This window comes from Olivibacter sp. SA151 (genome assembly GCF_054130995.1).
In genome coordinates, this window is record NZ_CP096391.1 from 881,021 (window position 1) to 902,704 (window position 21,684).

The window sequence follows — 21,684 nt, forward strand, 5'->3', positions numbered from 1 at the left end:
TCTTCCTATTTCTTTTCTACCCGAATATATGACGTTGACTTACCTAATCTTCCATTCACATCAAGTCCTTCTATTTCGATACGATAAATTCCCGGTTCGTCTGCCGTATAGAAAGAGACGGAGGCGGGATGCTCCTTTTGAACGACTATTCCGGGTTGCCAGTAGACGGTGGTACGTCGATCGGAACCCGTAGTATCTGCAGCTGCTTCGTAATCCGGTGATTCAAAATTACGGATTTCATAAAAGCCTTGCGGACTAAAGGTTGTCAAGCCGGGGGCATAGAGTTCGGGACCGAAACGCCTAGGCTGATCGCCTCTTCTTGTAGTGATCACCAGCACACCATTGCTTCCCCACATACCGTAAATGGCTGTATTACCTACTGTTCGTAATACTTCAACGGAGGCCACGTCAAAAGGGTTAATAATATTGAGCGCGGAAGCGTCCATGTACATGCCATCCAAAATGATTTGCATTGGCCGGTTCATGGAACGGGTACTATATGGGATACCATTAACAAAACGTACGCCGACAAGCCGTCCTTGTAGACAAATATCGAGTGTCGGACAGCCGTTAAAATATAGCTCATCACCACTGATAACCTGGTCGGCATTCCCCGGACCATTCAAATTAGATGAATGTTTGGCCGGGTTCTCTTTTTTCGCGTTGACTTCCACTTCCTCCAAAACAATGCTTTTCCCGGAAAAGCCATATTGTTGTACTTCATCAAGCGATTTTTCGCTATTTTGATTTGAGGCCCCTTCCTTCGCAGTTACTTTCACTTCTCCCTCATTATCTTCTTGGGATATGGCCTGACTGGGGACTTCGTCCAATTTTACTTTTACATTTTTTTTGCCTTTTGCATCTCTTGCCTGAACGAGGAAATCGGTTTGATCATAAAACAATAGTTTGTCGAAATTAAAACGGCCAGCGCTGTCTGTCACCGTATCTAAAACAGTCGCAGTTGGTTTAAAGGACGCAATGGTCACTTTTGCATTGGCGACCGGCTCGTCTTGCTTATTGGTTACAATACCGCTGATCCTTAATTCTTTTTCAGGTGTATAGGCAATCTCGGGGAACTTGCCCTCTTTTACATTTTTCCAAAAGCTACGATTAATAGACTGAGTGAGCATCAGCACATCTATTTGCTGCTGTGTCTGCTTGTTTTGATGAACAATGTTGATCGGAGGTTGATCAAAGGTGTTGTAAGTATTAGCTTGAAGCCATAAGGTCGAAAATATATTCTTGTCTGCTTTAGGAATTTGCGGTATTTTGTCGATATTCACCACTGAAGCGGAAAAAGCACCTATATCGGTTGTATCAGGCATAAGCCCTTTTATATCAAGGGTAACCTTTTCGCGAGTACCATAGCTTGTTTGATTTGGTCTTGCTTGTAGTATAAGGGTATCGCGGGGGTTCAAAATGAAGATTTTGCGGGAGCCGATCAGATCCATTTGCTCATCTAACAAAGCTACCTCAAGTATGCCTGAAGGTAAATCTTTTTTAGGGATATTAAATGTAATCGCTGGTTTGCTCATCGATTGTTTCGCTGCGTAGAATACCATACCCTGGCTTTGAATGATGCATGCGATTTGCTGATTTTTTATATGACTTTGCGAGGCCGTCAATTGAGCAACGATCCCCTGCTCCATTAAATTGTTGACGGCCAAATGAAATCCTTCTGTTTGCACGTCTGGCAAAGGCATACGGATGGTATCACCGTCAGCAAAATATACCAGTACGGAATAGGCTTTGTCGCTTTCCGGGATAAAGTCGAAACTACCTAAACCGGCAGCGTCACTTTTAAATTTTGTGATTACTTGCCCGTTGCTTTCTAATTGCCCCTGCACTTCTTGTTTTTCATCTATAAAATTTCGGATTACTTGGACACCGACCCGGTTTTGGATACCTGCTAGCAGCGTTCCTGCTTCTGCTTGTAGGTGTATCGAACGTTTATCGGGACGGATAATTACCGGAATGTTTTTTACAATCGTCCCTTGATTACCATGGTCGATATGAAGAATTAATAAATCCGGTTGGTCTTTTTTTCGACTTTCATAAGGAAACTGAAAACGCAATCGGCCAAGCTCATCTGTTGCCACTTGCTGTTTAGCAATTGTTTTGCCGTTATTCTTTAGCTCGAAGGCTACTTGCCTATTTGGAATCATCCGGCCTTTAAAGTCCAGCAGCTGGACAGTACCATAAACCTGTTTGTCTTTTTCCGTTGTGTTCTTGTAAATAAAGTTGCTTCTGCTAATAATGCCGCTGGAGTTTTTGTTGTTTACGGTAATTGCTTGGTGAAAAAACAAGCCTTCATCGAAGTTCCGCATCCAATTGGTATAAGCACGGATATGGTATTGGCCTTCTACAAGTGTTTCCGGCAATTTAAAGTCGCCCATTGACAAGCCGGAAATCACCGGTAATCGCCTGGATTGTACTACTTCCTGTTGATCATTCAATAGCTCAACATACATGATTTTGCTAATGGCCGAGAGTAAATTGAATTGACTTACCGTTACATAGGCCTTAAACCAGATATCATCACCGGCTTCATAATATGCCCGATCTGTCTGTAGATAAACCCGTTCTTGTGGATGTTTCTGTTGAAAAGTTTCCAGGTGTTTTAAAGTCCGCTGCAAAGCATCTGTAGTATCATGCTTTTGTGCATATCCGGTTAGGGAGATGAAAACCATTATAAGCAGAAAATAGGAAGGCCGTTTCATGGAATCTTATTTGGTAAGTATATTAACAAGTAAATATAGCGGAAGGTTTTGAGAACAGGAATTTTCAGTCTACCAAATGTTTGAACGCGAAATACCAAACAGAACTGATATCTTGCTATCAACAGATGTGTTGGTGAAATAAAAATAATACCTTCGTGTATTGACAAACAATAAGCTATGACAAATTCAATTAAATGGGGAATGATTGGCGCGGGAGACGTTACCGAGGTGAAAAGTGGTCCCGCTTTTAAGAAAGTGCCACACTCCGATTTGGTAGCAGTCATGCGCCGTGATGCAGTTAAAGTGCAAGATTACGCCCGTCGCCACGATATTCGTAAATGGTATACAGATGCGAAGCAATTGATCGATGATGAAGAAGTAAATGCTGTTTATATTGCCACACCTCCAGATACCCACCTTCAATATTGCATGATGGCCCTAGAAGCCGGAAAGGCAGTTTATGTCGAGAAACCTGTTACTTTAAATGTAGAAGAGGCGATGCGCTTAGCCAATTATGTGCAAAAGGTGGGAGGATATTTATCTGTGGCGCATTATCGAAGAGAACAACCTTATTTTAAAAAAATTGTACAAATAATTGACGACGGACTTATCGGTGAACCGCTAGTGATATCATTACAGTTGCTGAAAAAGTCGTTGACCGAAGAGATGCTGCAAGATCCTAAAATAGCGTGGCGTTTAGATCCGGCCAAATCCGGCGGCGGCCTATTCCATGATTTGGCACCGCACCAACTGGACATCATCTATCGACTTTTTGGCCCTATTCAAAAAAGCGAAGGACTGGCTTTAAACCTAGGTAAGCGATATCCTGCCGACGATGTGGTAACCGGGCGGATTCTTTTTGAAAATGACGTACTTTTTAATGGTTTATGGGCTTTCAATGTAACAGAAGAGGTAGATCGCTGTGAGATTTTCGGTAGCAAAGGTAAGCTGACTCTTTCTTTTTTTACACCACATACAATTGAGTTAGTGAATGGGGAGGGAGTGCAACTCTTTCATTTCGAAGCGTTAAAGCATGTACAACAGCCAATGATCGAAGCAGTAGTTGGTTACCTACGCGGTGAACGTGGTAATCCCTGTAGCATAGATGATGCTTTAGAGGTTGCTACTATTATGCAGAACTTCACCAACAAATAAATTTATTAATGACTGCCAGATATAATAGGATTGCTTAAAAAGGAAGGATTTTCTTAATCAACTTTTCTTGATAAAAGTTGAGCAAAATCAAGGCCCGTGTAGGCTACCTTGCAACTGATGGCAAAGCATTACTGGCGCGTATTGGAGCCATTTCACTTCTTCAATCCGCTTGGGTACTGCAACATGAACAGACACACAAATGCTTTACTGCTCGTTGCCTCTGTATCCTCCAAGGCCGTTTTGTCCGACACTCTGGGCCCTATTGGCTGTCCGCAAAAACCCTACGTTCTGCTAAAATGTCGCCTAGGAAATTTGCGGTTTGCACGTTGATGCACTACCGTTGTAGCAAAGTTCCAAGCGACGAGCTTTCTTTGCTTCTTTATTTCGCGGAGAAAGAAAGAAGTTAAAATAATCCTTCTTTTAATATAAACACCTTCATCTGTATGTTAAAGGAGAACCGACCAACGGGAGTTCATTCCTATTCTACGGAAAGCCGATGGTCATATTTGTTTTTCAGGTACCGGTATCGAAAGGCGAAAATAGCTGAATAAATTGCCGATATAACTGTTTGCTTTGCCGGCAGATTATGCTATCTATGTAGTTAAACTAAATGTATGATACCGTCAAGATATAAATCAGTGCTAATCTTATTTTTCAGTATTTTATTGTCAATAAAATTGGCGTTCTCTCAGCAAAAAGCGCTTCAACTATGGTATGACAGGCCTGCTACCGACTGGATGCGGGAGGCGCTTCCAATCGGAAATGGGTATATAGGCGCTATGTTTTTCGGAGGAATTGGTGAAGAGCAGATCCAATTCTCCGAGGGGTCACTTTGGTCCGGTGGTCCAGGTGCTAATCCAAATTATAACTTCGGAAACCGACCCAATGCCTGGAAATACCTTGGAGAGGTGAGAGCGCTGATTAAGCAGGGAAAATTAAAGGAGGCAAACGAACTCGTAGAGAAACAGATGACAGGCATGGCACCGGTAAAGCTGGCTGACGACAGTACAGATTGGGGCGATTATGGTGCCCAGCAAACAATGGGTGATTTATTTATTAAGGTAGGGCATGGATCGATCCCTGTACAGGATTACCGACGCACATTGGATATACAAAGAGCAATCGGAAAGGTGTCCTACAGTGTGGCGGGAAATAAGTATCAACGTAGTTTTTTTGGCAGTTATCCCCAAGGCGTAATGGTTTATAAGTTCACCTCCGATAAATCGGAAAGCTACACACTTCATTTTAGCACACCCCAATATAAAGAGAAGGAAAGTTTTGAAGGACTACGTTACTCCTGTGTAGGCTATGTGCCCAACAATAAGTTAGCTTTCGAAACGGCTTATCAACTGGTTACAGATGGTAGAGTAAAATACACTAACGGAACAGTATCCGTGGAGAAGGCGAAATCACTGCTTATTATTCATACGGCTGCTACTGCTTATACGATGCAGTATCCGCATTATAACGGTAACGACTTTCGATCCATTATCAAAAAGCGTTTAGATGCGGCCAAAGGAAAGAGTTATAAGCAACTCTTTCAGATACATCAAGAAGACTATCAGCCACTTTTTGATCGGGTATCCTTTCAATTACAGGGGAAATCAGCCGATCATTTACCGACTGATAAGCGACAGCAAGCCTTTTTCGAAGGTGCCGAAGACGTGGGTTTGGAGCAACTTTATTTTCAATATGGCCGGTATCTGATGATTGCTGCATCAAGGCCGGGAACCATGCCAATGCATTTGCAAGGGAAGTGGAACAACAGTGTAAATCCTCCTTGGGCAGCCGATTATCACACCAATATTAATGAACAGATGTTATATTGGCCGGCAGAGGTAACCAACCTTAGCGAATGCCACGAGCCTTTGATTGATTATATCGAAAGCTTGGTAGAACCGGGAAAAAAAAGTGCTCATGATTTCTTCCATACGAGGGGGTGGATCGTCAATACGATGAACAACGCTTTTGGTTATACCGCTGTAAATTGGGGGCTGCCTTGGGGTTTTTATCCCGCAGGTGCTGCATGGTTGACGCAGCATGTATGGGAGCATTACGCCTATACGCAGGATAAGGCATACTTGCGCAATCGAGCCTACCCTATAATGAAAGAGGCTGCTCGTTTCTGGATTGATTATCTGACACCCGATGAGAACGGGCACTTGGTGTCCTCGCCGTCTTATTCGCCTGAGCATGGTGGTATTTCAGGAGGAGCTTCCATGGACCATCAAATAGCGTGGGATATATTGAACAATTCACTTGAAGCTGCCATGGTGTTGGATGATAAAGCTTTTGCTGACACGGTACAACGTGTGCGGGATCGCATTTTACCTCCGCAAATAGGACGATGGGGCCAGCTGCAGGAGTGGAAAGAGGATGTGGATGATCCCAATAATAAACATCGGCATGTATCTCATCTTTTTGCATTGCACCCGGGACGTCAAATATCCCCTCTTAAAACACCTGAACTGGCAGAAGCGGCTAAAGTAAGTCTGGAAGCACGGGGTGATGAAGCAACCGGCTGGTCTTTAGGCTGGAAAGTGAATTTTTGGGCAAGACTTAAAAATGGTGATCGTGCTTTGAAACTGTATAAAATGGTTATTAAGCCCGCGGGTGCAACAAAGTCAAGTTCAGGCGCTATTAATTACGAGGGGGAGGGTTCAGGCTCTTATGCCAACTTATTGGATGCGCATCCACCCTTTCAGCTAGACGGAAATATGGGCGCTACGGCCGGTGTTGCGGAGATGCTATTGCAGTCACAAACAGGCGAAATCGAACTGTTACCTGCATTGCCAAAGAACTGGCCTACAGGGCGGATCAGCGGTTTGTGCGCGCGCGGCGGTTTTACCGTTAATTTAAATTGGGAAGCTGGACAATTAAAATCGGCAGAAATCATTGCAGACAAAAGTGGGCAAAAAACCTTAACATATAAAGGCAAAACAAAGGCTATCGATTTTGTTTCAGGGAAGAAATATCAGCTTTCATTAATTGATTTTTAATGAATTTTAAAAAAAATAAGGCCCGAGTGACATGCTCGGGCTTTACATTTATCATTAACAGTCTAGATCACCAATTAATATCCGGGATTTTGTGTTAGTACGCCCTGCGATAAATCGATTTGGGTTTGTGGAACTGGTAGTAGATACAGTTTGTCGTTCCAAGATCGCGCTTGAGCTAGTGTATTGCGTACATCGTTGATGTTCTTCATCACTTGAGGGGCGATTTTCCATCTTCTGATATCCATAAACCGCTGTCCTTCCAATGCTAATTCTACTCGGCGTTCTCTTCTGATCAGTTGGCGTAAGGATTCTTGTGAGGCATACTTTGCTTGATCCACGGGAGGCATGCCTGCACGTTCTCGGATTTGGTTCAAGGCCGTATATATGGCTGCGTCAGGCCCGCTTAATTCGTTCTTGGCCTCCGCGTAGGTTAAAAGTATTTCGGCATATCGTATCAATATCACATTCGCATGATTGTCGATAATTGGTTCTTGATAGAAAGTAGGATCTACCAATTTACGAAAATTGTAGCCTGTTTGCGACATATTCGACGCACCCGGTGTCCATTTGAATTCAAAGCCATTTGAAAAGGCATTCCACGGTGCTCCATTGAATAGGACAGTGGCATAAAAGCGAGGATCGCGATTTTTGTATTCATTGGCAAAAGCCGGATCATTGTTTTTATACCATTCTGCCCGACGAGCGGGGTCGACCGGTGAAATGGGTTCCCCGCTCTGGTAATTGTCATAAGCATCTACCAACGATTGGGTAGGTGTGACTGAGCTCCAGCCGCCCATATCACCTGAAGGAAGATAGGTGTTCAGGTAATTCGCGTCCACTTGTGCAATATATTGCCTGTCGAATATCACTTCACTGTTACCTTCGTTCACCTGGCGGAAGAGACCTTCATAACTCCTTAATGCTAATCTAAATTTTTGTTCATCAGCTGCGTCGCGGAAATTGACCCACTCGCTGTAATCGTCGGTTGCGTCAATCGGTGCTTCCGTGGTCAACTTAAATAGGGAATAGCCTAAACCCATTACTTGTTCTGCGGCTTCAGCAGCGGCCTGCCATTGCCCCTCATTTAGCTGCACGCGCGATAATAAGGAAAGCACAGCGCCTTTAGTTGCCCGGCCCTTTTCGTTTGACTTACCTCCTGAATAGCTTACCGGTAAAATGTCTTTAATTGCTTGCAGTTCATCGGTGACAAATTTTACCACTTCGGCATGGGGGTTTCGTGGAATGTTTACTTCGTCAAGCGATAGCGTTTTTGTAATGATTGGAACATCTCCGTATTTATTCATTAACAGTGTATAGAAGTACGCGCGTAAGAAACGTACCTCTGCTTTGTAACGTTCCAATAGGGTAGCGTCCATCACTTCCGCTGCTTTATCTGCATTTTCAAGGAAATAGTTACAACGACGAATATCTTCAAAATTCCAACTGCCTGTTAGTGCGGTGGTGACATTTCCCGAAGATAGTTCTGTTGCAAAGCTTTCCCAGGGATATTGTGCATGTGCATTGTCAGAAGCGCCATCATCGTAGATAACACCGTCACCGGTGAGCTTATTATATACCCCATTCACCGCTTGATAAACATCGTTCTCCTTTTTCCAGAATGTTTCTTGTGAAACTTGGTTCAGTGGAGGTCTTTCTAGAAAATCTTTGCTGCAACCTGTCGCCAGGAGTGAAAGAGAAAGTGCAGCAATTATATAATTTTTTGTATTGCGTTTCATTGTAATTTTTTAAAATCTTGCGTTTAAACCTAATGACCATGTTTTAATGCCGGGATAACCACCGCGCCCGGAAGCAATTTCAGGGTCATAATCTGCTAATCTTTTATCCCCCATAATGGTAAATGGGTTATTGGCAGAGGTATAGATACGTAGGTTAGACATACCGGCCTTTTTGCTGAGTGCCTCGGGAAAAGTATATCCCAAGGTAATGGCCCGTACCCGAAAATAAGCGCCGCTGAATACCCAGAAAGAAGAACGATTATTATAATTGTGATTACCATCGGCTGACGTTAACAACCGAGGGAAATTGGCGCGAGCTTCCGGATTTTCCGGGGTCCAACGATTCTTCAGCTCTTCTTTAATACCGGCGCCATTAAAAAATGGGAACGATGCTTCATTCTCCAGATAGGTTTGTACATTGGGTACACCGTAGGTAATTACACTTAAATCTATACCTTTATAGGCCGCCGCTAGGTTAAATCCATAATTGAACCAAGGCACATCATTTCCGATAATGGCGCGATCATCCGCATTAATAATATGATCGCCGTTTAAGTCGCGATACTTAATATCTCCTGCTTTGGTATTATTGCTCTGAAAGGCGTGACCATCTACGTCTGCCTGGTCTACAAATAGGCCATCGGCAATGTACCCATAAATAGAGCCAACAGATTCACCTACCCGTTCAATGAAATAGCTGCTAAAGCGTTCTTTGGAATTACCCAAACTAATAATTTCATTATTGATTTTCGATAGGTTGGCACTGATACTATAACGAAAATCTTCACCGATGGTGTTATTATGGGTAACAGCAATTTCAATACCGCGATTACGTGTTTCAGCTGCGTTGACGAAGGGAATGCCGTTGCCTGGATCCTCATCTTTAATTCCGTAGGTTTTCAATGTTGCTTGGCGCATCAGGATTCCTTGGGTATTCTTGATGAAATAATCTGCGGTAACATCTAATTTTCCTTTAAAAAGGGTAAAGTCTAAACCGATATCCGTCATATAAACCTTTTCCCAAAGCGCTAAGGCATTGGTGCCTTGGCCTTGCCAAGCGCCATCTAACGGGGTTCCCTCAAAACTATACGCATAACCGGTGTTGATCAACTCGAAATAATTTCCAATGGCAACCACATCTTGATTGCCTAAAGAACCCCAAGAACCGCGAAGTTTTAGATTATCAATCCAGTCGATATCCTTCAAAAAGTTCTCCTCGGAAATACGCCAACCAGCCGAGAAAGAGGGGAATACCGCGCGGCGAAGGTCTTCCCGGAAACGCGAAGAATAGTCTGCACGGATATTGGCCTCGAGCAAATACCTATCCTTGTAAGCGTAGTTTAAGCGACCAAATAAGGAGCGCATTGCCCATTCCTCCTGCGTGCTACGATTCGCTTGTCCATCGTCATCCGAGCTAATATCCGAAGGGTTTGTGGAACCGCTTCCTACGGTAGTCATATCATTGTTTGGGAAATTTTTTCTACCAACGAAAGCCTGCCTGAATACATTGCTTTCTTGTGAAGCGCCAATCGTAGCCTTTGCAAAGTGCTGGCCGAAAGTACGTTCATAGTCGACCGTTCCTTGTATTAAGACCTCTTGGCGCTTACGCCAGTACTCTTTCATTTCATTTGGTGTAAACGCCGTAGCCGTCATCAACTCACCGGTAAGGAAATTTGGAATGGGGTCGATTAAACTGTTGAAAGACCATGAATTTGAGTTGGTATATTTTAAGGATACTAAACCGTTAATGGACAATCCTTTTAATGGCGTTAAGGTTGCGTTTGCTGCTGTTTGCAAATAGTTATCGCGATCCCATGCGCGACCACCTTCCTGTATGCGTCTCAACTGGTTCCTTTTGGCAACATCGGCATTAGCTACTCCGGCATTGATGGAGCCCCAATTGCCATTTGATTGGCGTAATACAGCCGTTGGTAAAGATCGGTTTAATTCGGTCCAGCTCATGTCTGCACCATCACGATTAAAGTCTTGCTTAATAAAAGAGAAGTTTGTTCCGATTGTCAGCAAATTGGGAAGAATTTTGCTGGTCGTATTTAGTTTGGCAACAATACGTTGTTGGTCTTTGTTCGGAATCAGTGACTCTTGTTTTAAATGAGATAAACCTAAATAATAGTCGGTAATTTTACCAGGGGCGCTAATATTTAAATTAACGTCACTTTGTGGTGCAGTATTGCGTAAAACGGCTTTATACCAATCGGTATTTGGATAAAGATCAGGTTCGGAGCCGTCCGCAAATTTCTGAATTTGCTCGGATGAGAACAGTTCGGCACGTCCGGCATTACGCATTGCTTCGTTGTAGAGTGTAGCATAATCGGTCGAGTTAGTGAAATGAGGTAATCGGGTAGCGGACTGCCAACCATAGGTTCCGTTTAAGCTGATGGTTGCGCGCTCACCTCCACCTCGCTTGGTGGTCACTACAATCACACCGTTTGCCGCCCGCGAGCCGTAAAGCGCCGCGGAGGCAGCGTCTTTTAATACCGACATATTATCAATGTCGTTCGCATTTAAGCTTGCGAACTCTTGAGCTGTAGCTGGGATCCCATCAATAATATACATGGGTGAAGGTGTTCCCAGATTACTCCGGCCACGTATGGTAATGCCTCCGGTATTTCCTGATGTACCATCGGATGACTTTCGGCTCACATCACCGGGACGCTGTAATACGGTAACCCCTGGTGTCAGTCCTTGCAGCGCATTTTGCGTGGAAGTAACGGGGCGGTTAACTAATTGTTTATTACTAATGGTGGCAACCGCGCCGGTAAGATTTGCCTTTTTTTGGGTTCCGTAGGCAACAACAACTACCTCATCGAGATCGGTGTTGTCAGCCACCATTGTGATGTTAATGGTTGGTTTACCGCCCACAGCTACTTCCTGTGGTTGATAACCTATCATCTGAAACACCAGTACACTGTTTGCAGGCACCTTGATACGATACATGCCATTAGTATCGGTACTCACCCCGATTTTCGGATTGCCTTTAACACTTACGGTTAAGCCCGGCAGGGGGCCTTGTGCATCAATTACTTTCCCACTTATTTCAACCTCGGCTTGTTGTTGGTTGGTGGGAGGCAGTGGGCGATCGGTAACCTTGGCAATAGCTGTAAACTGCCAAGCAACCATCGCTCCTGCCAAAGCGAATTTTTTACATAAGGACTGGAGATCCTTATGCCTTCTTTTTTTTTTGTTCATGTTGTGATTGGTTATGTTAAACTGTTATTAATTTTCGTTGAAATAGAGGGGTTTGTACTTTAGAAATGAGACGGGAATGGCATCCTTTACACATAATCTGTTTGTTATAGTTAGTATTTGACGGGGATGAAACTAGTGTTATGGCTACACTTTCCCAAACGATTTGAAAACGCAATCGATTGACTAATTTTTTTGCGCGAAACGCAATCGATTGTGTTTAAATGCGGTTTGTAACAGCATTTTTTTTTCGATAGCTTGGCCAATATTTTAAAAAAAAGGTTGAATTATTGCCTAATCTTTCGAAAAATGACTAACTATTTAGTAGTTCTGCTTTCTTTCTTGTTTGTTCACACCTATGCGCAGGAGTTACCTTCCGAATTACTAAGTCCGGAAGTAGTTGCTTTGAACAGGATGCCGATGCGTGTTGATGCTTTTGGCTTTGAAAGTCAGGAAGAGGCGAAGACTTTCGATAAGGAAAAATCGCAAAATTTCTTATCGCTCAATGGAACGTGGAAATTTAATTGGGTACAGGATCCCCGTAAAAGACCTGTTGATTTCTATCAATCTGATTTTGATGATAGCCGTTGGGATAATTTTAAGGTGCCTGCAAATTGGGAAACTAATGGCTATGGTCTGCCGATCTACGTAAATCACCCTTATGAATTTACGGGACGCAAAAAAATGGGGCCACGTCTAGACCCTCCGTATGATATTCCAGCTGACAATAATCCAGTGGGATCGTATCGAAGATATTTTACACTTCCGGAGAATTGGGATGGTAAACAAGTATTTATTCACTTCGGTGCAGTAAAATCGGCTTTCTTCCTTTGGATTAACGGTCGGAAAGTCGGGTACAGTACAGATAGCAAATTGGCTGCTGAATTTGATATCACTCAATACCTCAAACCTGGAAAAAATTTAGTGGCGCTACAGGTATACCGCTGGAGTGCGGGAAGTTATCTGGAGTGCCAAGATATGTGGCGGATATCAGGTATTGAAAGAGATGTTTACTTGTATGCAACCCCAAAATTGGATCTCCGCGATTTCAAGGTGGAGGGGAGACTTAAAGACAATTATAGCGTAGGGGCGCTTAAAGTGAAGGCTTTGGTTCAAAGTTATAAAGTGGATACCAATACTTTAACCAGCGTACCGGATACATTTTCTTTAGCAATTGCTCTGCATGATCCGAATGGCCGGGTGATCTATGAAAGCCAAAGTAAAGGGATTCAATCAGTACTTGGACGCTATAAAAAGGAAGTCAGTTTTGAGAACGATATTCCGGAGGTAAAGCAATGGTCGGCCGAAATACCCAATCTTTACACCCTCTACCTAACGCTCAAAGATCAATCGGGAAAAGTGATACAGGTAGTGCCGACAAAGGTCGGTTTCAAAAGTATTGAGTTAAAAGGCGCTAATGTGTTAGTGAACGGCAAGCGTGTTTTTTTCAAAGGTGTAAACCGACATGAACACCATCCGCGCACCGGGCATACACTTAGTAAAGAAGATATGCGGCAGGATATGGAAATGATGAAAAAATTGAATGTGAATGCCGTGCGGCATTCGCATTATCCTCCAGACCCTTATTGGATGTCTTTGTGCGATGAATACGGCCTTTATGTCATTGATGAGGCAAATATTGAATCGCACGGGCGCTATTACGATTTGGAATATACGCTCGCTAATGATCCTGCTTGGCGCGAAATGCATCTCTCACGAATTTACCGAATGTATGAGCGGGATAAAAACCACACATCCATCATTGCTTGGTCTTTGGGCAATGAAGCAGGAAATGGTGTTAATATGTACGAGGCCTACGATTGGTTGAAATCACACGATTACCGACCTGTCCAATATGAAAGAGCGGGCGATGAGTACAATACGGATATGTTGGTGCCTCAATACCCTGGGCCAGATTATCTAGCGTATTTTTCAAGTAAGGCTCAAAGTAGAAGCATGATTATGAGTGAGTATGCGCATATCATGGGGAATAGTTTGGGGAACTTTAAGGAATATTGGGATGTGATCGAAAATAGTCCGTTCTTACAGGGAGGCTACGTTTGGGAATGGATCGACCAGGCCTTAGATACGATAAAAAACGGAAAGCGAATTATGGCATACGGAGGAGACTTTCCAATGGAAGGCCCGGTAGATCAAAACATCACAGATAATAATTTTTGTGTAAAAGGGGTGGTAACGGCATATCGTGACTTAACCCCCATGGCAATAGAGTTGAAGAAAGTACATCAATACATCAAAACACAGTATATGGGCGATTACCGCATCCGTATCAAGAATACTTATTTTTTCCGTGATTTAGCTAATTTTCAACTGAACTGGCAACTTATCGAAAATGGAAAGACAGTGCAACAAGGAACAGTGCCGCAGTTAGACGTTGCGCCGGGAGATAGCGCGATTGTTACCTTACCTATCAAAACCAGCCATATTAAAACCGAGAAAGAGTATTTTATTAATGTACATTATGCCTTGAAAGCGGCTGAACCGTTCTTGGAAGAAGGATACGAATTAGCTTATGATCAGTTTCCTTTGGGTAAACCAAGGCCTCTTGCTACAAAATTGGAGGCTTCAGGGAAATTGCTTTTGGAAGACGATGGAAATTTGGCCATTATAAAAGGAAAGGATTTTGAAGTGGGTTTCGATCGGAAGGCCGGCGTCATGCTCTATTACAAGCAGGGAAAAGAAAAACTCCTTTCACAAGGCCCGGTACCTGCCTTCTGGCGAGCGCCAACCGACAACGATATTGGTGCCGGATATAATCGAAAACTTCGTGCTTGGCGCAACGTTTATGAGGAAGGTAAATTGGTTGCAGTGAATGTTAAACACGAAGGCGATGCCTACCATATAATGATCAAAAAAACATTGTTAGACGGTGATGCCGAAATGATACAGCATTATGCTATTGAGCCTAATGGGAGTTTGTTAGTAACCAACCACTTTAAAGCAATAAAAGGGGAACATAAATTGTTAATGCGTGCCGGGAATAATTTAACACTCAATAAACAGTTAAGTACAATTGATTTTTATGGAAGGGGACCTTGGGAAAACTATTCGGATCGGAAATCGGCATCTTTAGTTGGTCTTTATAAACAAAAGCTGGACGAGCAATATTTTCCTTATGCGAGACCACAAGAAAGCGGCAATAAGAGTGATGTAAGGTGGGTAAGCCTCACCAATGCCAAGGGAAAAGGATTACGGTTTGAGTTCACAGATAGTTTATTAAATTTCTCTGCATTGCCCTATGCACTAGATGATTTGGATCCTGAAGTAGAGAAAAAGCAATATCATTCAGGAGAATTAACGAAACGAGATGCCATATTTATGCATCTTGATTTAAATCAAATTGGTTTACAGGGTATTGATAGCTGGGGCTCGGAGCCTTTGAAGCAATATCGAATCCCGTTTTCTGACTTTTCGTATAGTTATCGAGTCATTCCACTCAAATAAGCTTGTTTAATTGGTGTTTTCAAAGCTGGGAGCAATTTGCTCCCAGCTTTTTTGTATGAATGCTTTTTTGCACTAAAATGAGCATTGAATTGTGTTATTCCGGTATCTATTATTTCGGAAAAGTTATCATAGCTGCTTTTTTTAGTACAACGTTTGAAATGCAGTTTTATCGCGGTTTTTGAACGAAATCTAAAACTTGTTTCGCCCTGTTGTGCAACATCTTGCTCTTGACGTCTCTAATTTTATCCCATCCATTGCAACGGATTATTGATAACCAATTGGGTTTAACCACCCCATAAAAACAAGGAGACCAAATTATGATGAAAACTTTTCCACAAAGGATTCTACATGTACTTTTTTACCATTTTAAATCGATAAGCCTGTTATTGGCTTGGCTTTTATTCTCTGTGGCATCCGCTGAAGCCCAACAAGGGATAACCGTAAAGGGTGTGGTCATCTCACAGACAGATCAGGCTCCCCTGTCTGGCGTAGCCGTCAAAGAAAAGGGAACAACCAATGGAATCAGTACGGACGACAAAGGGCAATTTGTGCTATCAAATGTTAAGCCCAATGCAACACTTACCTTTTCTTTTGTAGGCTACGTAACGCAAGAGCGGGTAGCGCAATCACAGGGGACTATTCGCGTTGAACTGGCAGCCGATATGGCCAATTTGGAAGAAGTGGTCGTAGTGGGTTACGGAACCACTCGAAAAAGAGATCTGACGGGTGCGGTTTCGCAGGTAAATGCGGAGAAAATTCAAAATGAGGCACCAGGTCAGCTTTCAGACGTATTAAGGGGAAATGTGGCGGGAGTGAACGTTGGTTATAACCGAAGTGCCAAGGGAGGGGGAAGTCTTCAAGTAAGAGGCAGGACTTCCTTTAATGCCAGCACAAGTCCGCTTATCGTTTTAGATGGAGCTATTTATTACGGTGCTTGGGAAGATATTAACCCTAATGATATTGAAACAGTAGATGTCTTAAAAGACGCCAGCTCTGCCGCCGTTTTCGGTGCGAAATCAGCCACTGGGGTCGTTATCGTTACAACGAAAAAGGGGAAGGATGGTAAGCCCGTTATAAACTATAATGCCAATATCGGATTGGCAACTATGGCTGTTAATGAGCGGGTACATGACGCAAACACCTTCACTTCTTGGCGGACAGACGTTTTTAAGAGCATAAACCCAAATGCACAAGCCTATCGTTTTGACGATCCTAGAACATTACCGTCGGACATCAGCGTGGATACTTGGATGGGATATGATGGATCAACAGGTGATCCGGTGCGAACATGGTTACGTAGACTGAATATGCAACCTGTTGAGATAGATAATTATATTGCTGGAAAATCGGTCGACTGGTATGACGAGGTGTTTCAAAAAGGATTGCGCCAGGATCACAATATCAGTGTTTCTGGCAGAAACAAGGATGTGGGATACTATCTGGGTGCTGGTTACCTGAATAACGAAGGGATTGTCAAGGATGACCAGTTTAAAACCCTACGAACAAGGGCAAATATTGAGGCAAATATTACCAGCTTTTTATCCGTGGGTATGAATACGCAATTTACTTCAAGAAATGAAAGTGCCATCGCCTATAGCTGGGGAGAAATTACGAGTTTATCACCTTGGGGAAGTCAATATGATGAAAATGGAAACTTAATATGGCGGCCCAATACTGAAAATTCAGGTGGAGTAAATCCTGGCTATGACGCCTCTCACACAGATCGTCTGCAACGTATTACTACGCTTAATAGCACCGTTTTTGCGAAAGTTAATTTACCTTTTGGCATCACCTTTCAGACTAACTTTACTCCTCAACTGGAACTATATGAAAGATATAACCATGAGCGTTCCAGTCATGAATCATGGGCTGCTTTTGGCGGAAGAGCCTCTAGGCAACAAAGGGAAACCTATTATTGGCAATTGGATAATATCCTTAAATGGAATAAAACGTTCGACGAGGTACATCGATTCGATGTAACATTATTAGCGAATGCAGAGAAGTATCAACGATGGAACAATACGATGACCAATGATAATTTTGCCCCTAATGATGACCTCGGTTACCATGGGATAGGATCTGGTATTAATCCGATTGTCTCAAGTAACGATCAATATAGTACAGGGGATGCGTTGATGGCACGTCTGTTCTATTCTTATAAAGATCGTTATATGTTTACGGGAACTTATCGGAGAGATGGTTATTCTGCTTTCGGACAACGTAATCCGCGGGCCAATTTCAGCTCCGCTGCCCTTGGATGGGTGTTCAGCGAAGAACCATTCTTTAAGAGTAAATGGTTCAACTACGGTAAATTACGTGCTTCCTGGGGTACTAATGGAAATAGAGATATGGGAGGCGATGAGCCTATGTATGTAGCGTTAGCCGATTTGACAACAGGGAAGTATTTATACGTTCAACCCGATGGAACAGTTATTCAGGTCAATCAACTGTGGGTTAATAGATTAGGTAATCCGAATTTGCGGTGGGAGCGTAATCGCTCTGTCAACCTAGGCTTAGACTTCGCTTTGTTTAACAATAAGTTGGATGGTAGCTTGGAAGTATACCAGATGAATTCGAGTGATCTTTTAGTACAGCGGAGTTTGCCAACAGTAACGGGTTTTGATTGGGTGATGGATAATCTGGGAGAAGTGAGAAATAGAGGTTTTGAGGTTACCTTGAACTCGAACAATATGCAAAGAGAAAACTTTTCTTGGAAAACGAGTGCAACCTTTCAACTCAATAGAAATAGCATTCAGCACGTATATCGCAATTTGGATGCAAACGGGAAGGAATTAGATGATGTGCAGAACAAATGGTTTATTGGCCATGCTATTGATGCTATTTGGGATTGGAAAGCCTTAGGTGTTTACCAATTAGGAGAAGAAGAAGCGGCGGCAAGATATGGATTGCGGCCAGGAGACTATAAATTAGAAGATGTGAACAACGACGGTCGGTTTACAAATGCCGATAAGCAATTCCTTGGTTATACGGAGCCGCGCTTTAGGTGGTCGCTACGAAATGACTTTCAGCTATATAAGAATTTCAGTTTCTCATTCATGATGTATTCCTTATGGGGGCATCAAGAACCCTTTAATTGGTTAAAAAGCAGAAATGGTTTTCCCGACCGACAAAATTCTTATCAATTTCCTTATTGGACACCTGAAAATCAATCAACAGAATGGGCTAGAATCAATTCAAATGAGGGCAGTGCTACCGGTTTTAATGTATATCGTAAGCGCTCGTTTATACGCTTAGATAATGTTTCCCTAGCGTATAATTTGCCGAGAGATGTGATCAGTAAGTATAAAATCCAAAATCTTCGTTTATATGTGAATGTGAGAAATGCAGCCATGTATGCGCCCGACTGGGAACTATGGGATCCTGAATGGAATGATTCAAACACGGATGAAGGCCCCGGGCCAACACCTAGGTATTTTACATTCGGCATTGACTTAACGATTTAATCAAGTAGAGAATCCATTAACTTATTAATATCATGGAAATAATTAAAAACAAGAAAATATATACCTTACTGCTCTTTCTTTTTATGGCGGTAAGCTGCAAAAAAGAATACTTGGATCCGAATAATCTATCCTTTTATACCCCTGAAGCATTCAAATCGGCCGAGGCCTTATGGGCCACATTGGTAGCCTGCGAACGGAATATGCGCATTGAGTATTATGGAGATGCTGCCCCTATCGTAACAGAAACGATCTATTCTGATATTGCTGTGGAAGGGACAACAGACAAACCAGGCCCTGCACAGGATCTGAATCAAGCAATCACACCGGATGCACAACTCAACCATACCGATTATAATAAGATAGGTTGGTATTGGAATGAGGGATATCGCGGCATACGTTATGCAAATACGGCAATCAAATATATTGATGCGCCGGAGGATTATTCCTCTGAAGCCGAAAGAAATCAGTTGTTGGGGTCCGCATATTTTCATAGGGCACTAAGGTATTATCGATTAACCCAACAATTTGGTGATGTGCCCTTAACGCTGGAAGAAATTAGTGAGCCTAAGTTGGATTACTATACCACAAAACGAGAAGTGATTTTGCATCGTATGAAAGAGGATCTTGAGTTTGCGCAAGAATGGGTGCCCGACAATGTAAATAAAGGGCAGGTTACGAAAGGGGCAGTAAGTCATTTACTGACGAAGGTAAACTTAGCGCTGGGCTTATTTGATGAGGCTATTCAATCTGCTTCCAATGTCATTGACGGTGGGGTGTATAAATTGATGACCAATCGCTTTGGTGTGGATGCCAACGATGCATCAAAAAATGTAGTTTGGGATTTGCATCGGCCGGAAAATAAATCACTAGCTTCGAATACAGAAGGCCTTTTGCTAGTAATTGATAGATTAAATATTGATGGGAATACCGATAATGGTACCACCATAGGTGGAACACAATCCATGCGAAATGCGGTTCCTTACTGGGGAAATGCCGGGTTGTTAACTCCCGCGGGCAATGGAGGTATGTCCGATCAGCCCAATATTGAAATTGATCAGGTTGAGGCCTATGGTCGGGGTATTGGACGCGTGAGGCCTACCTGGTATACACAAAAAGGGATGTGGAAAGACACAACCGATCTACGTCACGCTCCGGGAAATTGGATGGATATGGAGGATCTGGTATATAACCGACCTTCCTTGAAAGGGTCCGATCCCTATTACGGCAAGCATCTACAGTTGCGTAACGCACAGGGAACAATCTTATCGAGCGACACCATAAGACAGTGGTTTGGATGGCCTCATTATAAATTGTTTGTAGAGGATCCACAACGTGTGCAGCCTGCAGGTGGAAAATCTGACTGGTATATTTTCCGCTTGGCGGAAACTTATTTATTGCGAGCAGAGGCGTATTTCTGGAAAGGAGATCTCGCCATGGCAGCGGCAGATATCAATAAAGTTAGAGAAAGAGCGCTGGCTGCTCCTATTACAGCTGCAGATGTTAACATGGGAACTATTCTAGATGAAAGGGCACGTGAACTATACTATGAAGAGCCACGAAAGACAGAGCTTACCCGCATTGCGTATATTTTTGCTATAACAGGAAAAACGGCCGAAAACGGTAAGTCTTATACACTTGAGGCTTTCTCCGAGAATAATTACTTTTATGATCGGGTGATGGCTAAAAGTGATTTTTATAATAAAGGGGTAAAAACAAATTTCGGCGTTACCTATACGATGAGTCCTTACCATGTATTGTGGCCTGTCCCAATTAGCGCTATTAATGGAAATTCATTGGGGCATATTAATCAGAATAAAGGATATGCCGGTTCGGAAAGCAATATTCCACCTTTGGAGGAAATCCCGGCTGAAGGAAATAATTAGTGGATGTCATATAGTTGATTTTATGAAGAAAGACCTATATTTAAAGAGAAAACTAACCAAGCAGTGATGAAAAATTATCTTTTATTGACGTATTTATTATGCTGTTTTACTTACGGTTTCGCACAGCAGGCCGTTAGGAAAGATGGTGTGCTGAAGTTAATGGATGCAAAGGGACACTATTTACTGGGCTATCAGTATGAAATCTTAAGCCCTCCCCCCGGAGTTGACGCGGCGTTCAAGCGAGCTGGTTTTATCCATCCTCTTAATACTTTGTCCGGAAAAACCTTGACACGCATTCAGCCATCCGATCATTACCATCATTTTGGATTATGGAATCCTTGGACACGAATCGCTTATAAAGGCAAGGTGTACGATTTATGGAATATTGGAGATAAACAGGGGACCATCAGATCTCAAGGGGTGGAGGAAATAAAAAGTAAAGGGAAGACGATTGGGTTCAAAGCCAAACACGCGCATATTATATTCCCACAGTCAGAAAAAGAAGTGCAGATTTTGGACGAAAGCTGGGAGGCGCACATTTCACCTATTGATGATAAAAGGTATAGCTGCGATTTGACGTCAACACTCCAAGTCGTTGGACAAGACACCGTCGTGTTAAAGGCATATCGTTATGCTGGCCTTGGCTTTCGCGCAAATGAGCAGTGGACTAATAAGAACAGTAAAATCATTACTTCAGAGGGAAACGACCGTAAAACAGCCGATGGCTCTTTAGCACGTTGGGTAATCGCTGAAGGAGATCTTGATGGATCATCTGCAGGGCTCCTTTTCTTGTCTTCTCCTGAGAATTATAATCATCCGGAGCCCATTCGTGTATGGCCGGAACAAGAGAATAAAGGGAGAGGGGATGTGTTTGTAAATTTTTCACCAACTAAAAATAAAGATTGGGTGCTAGTTCCCGGGAAGAAATACATACTCCGTTATCGACTGATTGTATTTGATGGTGAAATGGAACCGGCAGAAGCGGAGAAATTTTGGAAAGAATTTACGGGGCAGTAGAAAATAGTTAATTGGAGTTAGTAGGGAAGAGTTAATGAGCC

At 42.9% G+C, this 21,684-nt stretch carries 9 protein-coding genes; 6 read left to right on the forward strand and 3 right to left on the reverse strand.

Going from position 1 to position 21,684, the window contains the following annotated elements:
* Positions 1 to 5: 5 nt before the first annotated feature.
* Positions 6 to 2,720: an MG2 domain-containing protein gene (locus M1D52_RS03525; protein WP_437394332.1), complete on the reverse strand. Its 2,715-nt coding sequence runs from the start codon at positions 2,718 to 2,720 to the stop codon at positions 6 to 8.
* A gap of 177 nt (positions 2,721 to 2,897) precedes the next feature.
* Between M1D52_RS03525 and M1D52_RS03530 the strand changes: the two genes are divergently transcribed.
* Both M1D52_RS03530 and M1D52_RS03535 read left to right on the forward strand, forming a co-directional pair.
* The gene (locus tag M1D52_RS03530; RefSeq protein WP_013663945.1) at positions 2,898 to 3,875 is read left to right on the forward strand and encodes a Gfo/Idh/MocA family protein; all 978 of its coding nucleotides are present in this window, start codon (positions 2,898 to 2,900) and stop codon (positions 3,873 to 3,875) included.
* Positions 3,876 to 4,489: 614 nt separating this feature from the next.
* Entirely contained in the window at positions 4,490 to 6,874 is a 2,385-nt protein-coding gene (locus M1D52_RS03535; RefSeq protein ID WP_437394330.1) for a glycoside hydrolase family 95 protein, read from the forward strand.
* 74 nt (positions 6,875 to 6,948) lie between these two features.
* On the opposite strand, the gene M1D52_RS03540 is transcribed toward M1D52_RS03535, so the two are convergent.
* Together M1D52_RS03540 and M1D52_RS03545 are read right to left on the reverse strand one after the other, a co-directional pair.
* Positions 6,949 to 8,610, reverse strand: coding sequence for a RagB/SusD family nutrient uptake outer membrane protein (locus tag M1D52_RS03540; protein WP_437362053.1), 1,662 nt, complete (start codon positions 8,608 to 8,610; stop codon positions 6,949 to 6,951).
* Between the two features lie 9 nt (positions 8,611 to 8,619).
* Positions 8,620 to 11,817 (reverse strand): SusC/RagA family TonB-linked outer membrane protein, encoded by a 3,198-nt coding sequence (locus M1D52_RS03545; RefSeq protein WP_437394328.1) that lies wholly within the window; start codon positions 11,815 to 11,817, stop codon positions 8,620 to 8,622.
* 306 nt (positions 11,818 to 12,123) lie between these two features.
* Here M1D52_RS03545 and M1D52_RS03550 point away from each other — a divergent pair, with 306 nt between their 5' ends.
* The 4 genes from M1D52_RS03550 to M1D52_RS03565 all read left to right on the forward strand — a co-directional run bounded on the left by M1D52_RS03550 (position 12,124) and on the right by M1D52_RS03565 (position 21,643).
* Positions 12,124 to 15,279 (forward strand): glycoside hydrolase family 2 TIM barrel-domain containing protein, encoded by a 3,156-nt coding sequence (locus M1D52_RS03550; protein ID WP_437394327.1) that lies wholly within the window; start codon positions 12,124 to 12,126, stop codon positions 15,277 to 15,279.
* A gap of 317 nt (positions 15,280 to 15,596) precedes the next feature.
* Positions 15,597 to 18,743 carry a SusC/RagA family TonB-linked outer membrane protein gene (locus tag M1D52_RS03555; protein ID WP_437362047.1) on the forward strand — a complete coding sequence of 1,049 codons (3,147 nt, stop codon included), beginning with the start codon at positions 15,597 to 15,599 and terminating at the stop codon, positions 18,741 to 18,743.
* Positions 18,744 to 18,775: 32 nt separating this feature from the next.
* Complete coding sequence (locus M1D52_RS03560; RefSeq protein WP_437394326.1) at positions 18,776 to 20,626, forward strand: RagB/SusD family nutrient uptake outer membrane protein; 1,851 nt, start codon at positions 18,776 to 18,778, stop codon at positions 20,624 to 20,626.
* Positions 20,627 to 20,692: 66 nt separating this feature from the next.
* Positions 20,693 to 21,643, forward strand: coding sequence for a DUF6807 domain-containing protein (locus M1D52_RS03565; protein ID WP_437394325.1), 951 nt, complete (start codon positions 20,693 to 20,695; stop codon positions 21,641 to 21,643).
* Positions 21,644 to 21,684 lie beyond the last annotated feature (41 nt).

Bases quoted from the DNA above. Each gene is read 5' to 3' on its own strand.
- M1D52_RS03535 (WP_437394330.1), top strand. From the start codon at position 4,490: ATGATACCGTCAAGATATAAATCAGTGCTAATCTTATTTTTCAGTATT.
- M1D52_RS03525 (WP_437394332.1), bottom strand. From the start codon at position 2,720: ATGAAACGGCCTTCCTATTTTCTGCTTATAATGGTTTTCATCTCCCTA.
- M1D52_RS03560 (WP_437394326.1), top strand. From the start codon at position 18,776: ATGGAAATAATTAAAAACAAGAAAATATATACCTTACTGCTCTTTCTT.
- M1D52_RS03555 (WP_437362047.1), top strand. From the start codon at position 15,597: ATGATGAAAACTTTTCCACAAAGGATTCTACATGTACTTTTTTACCAT.
- M1D52_RS03545 (WP_437394328.1), bottom strand. From the start codon at position 11,817: ATGAACAAAAAAAAAAGAAGGCATAAGGATCTCCAGTCCTTATGTAAA.
- M1D52_RS03550 (WP_437394327.1), top strand. From the start codon at position 12,124: ATGACTAACTATTTAGTAGTTCTGCTTTCTTTCTTGTTTGTTCACACC.
- M1D52_RS03565 (WP_437394325.1), top strand. From the start codon at position 20,693: ATGAAAAATTATCTTTTATTGACGTATTTATTATGCTGTTTTACTTAC.
- M1D52_RS03540 (WP_437362053.1), bottom strand. From the start codon at position 8,610: ATGAAACGCAATACAAAAAATTATATAATTGCTGCACTTTCTCTTTCA.
- M1D52_RS03530 (WP_013663945.1), top strand. From the start codon at position 2,898: ATGACAAATTCAATTAAATGGGGAATGATTGGCGCGGGAGACGTTACC.